The organism is Bacillus cereus group sp. Bc031 (genome assembly GCF_027716265.1).
In the GTDB taxonomy this organism is placed as follows: domain Bacteria; phylum Bacillota; class Bacilli; order Bacillales; family Bacillaceae_G; genus Bacillus_A; species Bacillus_A paranthracis.
In genome coordinates this window covers 1-2,959 of sequence record NZ_JAQFUL010000177.1, presented here as the reverse complement: position 1 = coordinate 2,959, position 2,959 = coordinate 1, and the positions used below count along the sequence as shown (strand labels likewise).

Sequence of the window (2,959 nt, the reverse complement as noted above, 5' to 3'; positions counted from 1 at the left end):
TAGTGCGACACGTTGCTAACTGAAAAGGTTAGCCCATCCCATAGTAAAAGTTCTTTCGATATAACATATCATTGGGATGAGAACTGGGAATACACAGAGTCGAATGATGGAGTAACGCCCTGAAAGGCTCTCCCTAATACTACGACATGCGTACCATAAGTTAAGGTATGGTGGGTGTGAAGCTCGTTGAAGTCGGCTAAGGATATCCCCTGCAGGAGACAAGCTGTATATCTCTAGGAAATGCAACCAGAGGTGGTTGAGGATATGAATATGTCGGGGGTCGATAAATACCTATGATCAGAATGTAATAATTAAACTGACGAAGCTTCGAATGTACGGCTCTAAATTGTAAACGGGTATAAACCACCCGTGGAGTGAATTATCACTTCGTTCGTGAGGTAAAGTAAGAATGCTAATTATGAAATACCTTACGGTGTTAAAGGCACCGTCCAGCGAACAGAGTTACAGAAGCGGTCTAAGGGTATTTCGGAATATATTATGGTTAGAATGCGTGATAAACGCTGACGAATCCTTGAATGTACAAGTCTATATCCATCACAAATAGAAATGTTTGTGGGCAGTATAACTGCATCTCATGAGGATGAGTAAGATTTATTGTTATGAAAATCCTTATATCATTATAGGTGATATCCAGTGAGAAGGCTTAAAGAGGAGACCTAAGATATATGTCCCAGAGTGTATGAACCGGAACGTGGTAAGCCAGTAACGTGGAAAGACTTAACTCTTAGTGAAGCGTTAGTAAGGAAATAGTAACAATGTCTAGACGGACAATTACTTATAACTTACCTTAATACTGGTGAAAGTAGTGGCACAGTACCTATGAAACCCCGATAACAAAGGGTGGAGGGATAGCCACAAGTCGTTATATTGATGAAAACTTTCTCTAAATTTCTTTATGATTGTGAGGTTCTTGTAAGACTAACAGAGGCTAACTCCAATACGCAAGTATGGAGTGATGTCGACTCATGGCTACGCTAATCCAAGATGAAGTTTCTAAACTGAAACGACAAACGCTAAGGAATAATGAATACTATAATACACAAGAAACTTTCGACAGATTATACGAAAGAAGTCTAGCGGGAAATACCTTCAAGAAACTTCTCAAGTATATTGCTGATGATAACAACATCAGACTTGCTTATAGAAATATCAAACGAAATAAAGGAAGTCTCACTCGTGGGACAGACTATAAAACGATGAAATATTGGAGCAATGCTGACTCGGAAGTGTATATTGACTATGTGAAAAGTAGACTAAACAACTATGTTCCGCAATCCGTTAGAAGGGTAATGATTCCAAAAAGTAATGGTAAGTTAAGACCGTTAGGGATACCTACAATTGGAGATAGACTGGTTCAACAATGTATAAAACAAGTAATGGAACCGATTGTTGAAGCGAAACTACATAAACACAATTATGGGTTTCGTCCAAATCGAAGTACCAAACATGCATTGGCGAAATTATATCATGCTATCAACATTAGCCGATTGTACTATATCGTTGACATTGATATTAAAGGGTTCTTTGATAATGTAAACCACGCTAAACTATTGAAGCAACTATGGACGTTAGGGATACGAGATAAAAATCTCCTATGCATACTGTCCAAAATGTTACGAGCTGAAATAGAAGGAGAAGGTATACCAGACAAAGGAGTGCCACAAGGTGGGATACTATCCCCCCTATTATCAAATGTAGTTTTAAATGAATTAGATTGGTGGATAAGTGACCAATGGGAAACATTTAAAACACGATATGAATATACAAGGTCTAATGGGGCGGATTCCAAGAAATACACGGCACTACGACGAGCGTCTAAAATGAAAGAATGCTACATAGTACGTTATGCAGATGATTTCAAAATCATATGCAAGACGGAAAGGGATGCTAAAAAGATGTACTTCGCATGTAAACAGTGGTTGAAAGATAGATTAGGCTTAGATATAAGTGAAGAGAAATCGCAAATCACTAACTTACGCAAGAAAAGTACAGAATTTCTTGGATTAAAAATAGGAGTGCAGACGAAAAGGAATAACGAAGGGAATCGCCAAAAATCCCCATATGTTATTCAATCACATATGACTAACAAAGCTAAAAATCAGTGCCTTGAAAAATTAAAGAATCATATCGTTAATATCCAACGGAATCCCCGTGCGGAAAACGTGTTCAAGTATAATATGGCGGTTCTTGGAATACAGAACTACTATAATAGTGCTACACACATTAACGTTGATGCTGGTGAGTTAGCCCATGTATTAAACAAGAGTATTCACAATCGATTATGGAAAATCGGTAAGTCAAAAGGTAACTTCAGTAAAACGCACAAACGACTATACAAAAATAACTACAAACCCCTATTTGTAGCCAAAATAGCATTGTTTCCTCTTGCCGATGTAAGGCATCAGAAATTAATGATGTTTAGTCAAGATATCTGTAATTATACGGAAGTTGGACGGAAAAAGATACACGACAATCTCAGTAAGAAATATGATAAGAGTATACTTAACTATCTAGGGAATAACCCAGTCAAAGGAGCAAGTACAGAATTCAATGACAATAGGTTATCGCGATATATTGCTCAGTATGGTAAATGTTCCGTATCTAAGAGGACATTACAAATTAGGGATATGGAAGTACACCACATTAAGGCTAGCAAAGATGGTGGAGACGATAGTTATAATAACCTAACAATTGTGTGCAAAGACGTTCATAAACTAATACATGCTACGCAAGTAGAGACAATCCGTAATTATTTAAATATCTTATCGCTTGACGATAAAGGACTGAAGAAACTTAATAAACTTAGATTATCCGTAGGAAATAACGAAATTTAGGAACATCGAATAACGAGGGAACGCCGTATGAGGTGAAAGTCTCACGTACGGTGTGGAGAAGGGGAAAAGATGGAGATAACCTCAAAGTCTTACCTATTTCTATT

Annotated in this window: 1 protein-coding gene; it reads left to right on the top strand. The window is 37.4% G+C overall.

The window, feature by feature from the left end; all coding sequences use genetic code 11:
* Positions 1–986 precede the first annotated feature (986 nt).
* On the top strand, positions 987–2,855 hold the full coding sequence (gene ltrA / locus PDQ33_RS28605) for a group II intron reverse transcriptase/maturase (RefSeq protein WP_270757092.1): 1,869 nt from the start codon (positions 987–989) through the stop codon (positions 2,853–2,855).
* Positions 2,856–2,959 lie beyond the last annotated feature (104 nt).